We start from the raw sequence: 1,373 nt of genomic DNA, 5'->3' as shown, positions 1-1,373 counted from the left end.
GAACAGGCTGTTGTGCAGCACGAAGTCCGCGCCGGGGATCGCCATCATCACGCCCGTCATCCCGCCGAGCGTGAACGTCACCATGAAGCCGATCGTCCAGAGGATCGGCGTCGAGAATTCGAGCCGGCCGCGATAGATCGTGAACAGCCAGTTGAACACTTTCACGCCGGTCGGAATCGCGATCACCATCGTCATGATCCCGAAAAACGCGTTCACGTTCGCACCCGAGCCCATCGTGAAGAAGTGGTGCAACCACACGAGGAACGACAGCACCATGATCGCGCACGACGCATAGACCATCGTCTTGTAGCCGAAAAGCGGCTTCTTCGCGTAGGTCGCGACCACTTCCGAGAAGATCCCGAACGCCGGCAGGATCAGGATGTAGACCTCCGGATGGCCCCACGCCCAGATCAGGTTCAGATACAGCATCGCGTTGCCGCCGGCATCGTTCGTGAAGAAGTGCATGCCGAGGTAACGGTCGAGGCCGAGGAGCGCGAGCGTGACCGTCAGGATCGGGAACGACGCCATGATGAGGACGTTCGTGCAGAGCGCGGTCCACGTGAACACGGGCATCTTCATCAGCGTCATGCCGGGCGCGCGCATCCGCAGGATGGTCACGAAGAAGTTCACGCCCGTGAGCAACGTGCCGACGCCGGATATCTGCAGCGCCCACAAGTAGTAATCGACGCCGACGCCCGGACTGAACTGCAGCTCCGACAGCGGCGGATACGCGAGCCAGCCCGTTTGCGCGAATTCGCCGACGACAAGCGAGATGTTGATCAGGATCGCGCTGACCGCCGTCATCCAGAAGCTCAGCGAATTGATGAACGGGAACGCGACGTCGCGCGCGCCGATCTGCAGCGGCACGATGATGTTCATCAGACCGATCATGAACGCCATCGCCATGAAGAAGATCATGATGACGCCGTGCGCGGTGAAGATCTGATCGTAATGATGCGGCGGCAGGTAGCCCGGGCCGTTGTATGCGAGCGCGAGCTGCAGGCGCATCATCACGGCGTCGGCGAAGCCGCGCAGCAGCATGATCAGCGCGACGATGATGTACATCACGCCGAGCTTCTTGTGGTCGACGGTCGTCAGCCACTCGGACCACAGCCATTTCCAGCGCTTCGTGCAGGTCAGCGTGCCCAGAATCCCGAGCACGACGAGCGCCATGAACGCGGCCGCGCCCATGATGATCGGCTGATCGAACGGGATCGCCGAAAGCGTCAATTTACCGAACATGCGTTACCCCTTCGTCCGACAGGCGGCGTCCGTCAGATCGAGGACGTGGCCGTTGTTGTACTTCGCGATGATGTTGTGAAAGAGCCGCGGGTCGATCGTCGAGTAGTAGCGCACGGGCTGCTTCTCGCTCG

Annotated in this window: 2 protein-coding genes; both read right to left on the bottom strand. The window is 61.2% G+C overall.

Annotated features, from left to right (window positions below; all coding sequences use genetic code 11):
• The coding region (locus tag X946_RS05855) for a cbb3-type cytochrome c oxidase subunit I (RefSeq protein ID WP_038744852.1) at positions 1-1,242 on the bottom strand (1,242 nt) is incomplete at its 3' end.
• A gap of 3 nt (positions 1,243-1,245) precedes the next feature.
• Positions 1,246-1,373: COX aromatic rich motif-containing protein (locus X946_RS30340; protein WP_200886424.1), on the bottom strand; the 128-nt coding region annotated here is incomplete at its 5' end.

This window comes from Burkholderia sp. ABCPW 111 (assembly GCF_000773065.1).
Classification (GTDB): Bacteria; Pseudomonadota; Gammaproteobacteria; order Burkholderiales; family Burkholderiaceae; genus Burkholderia; species Burkholderia savannae.
The sequence above is the reverse complement of the archived record's forward strand: the minus strand, read 5'-3'. Positions and strand labels throughout refer to the sequence as shown.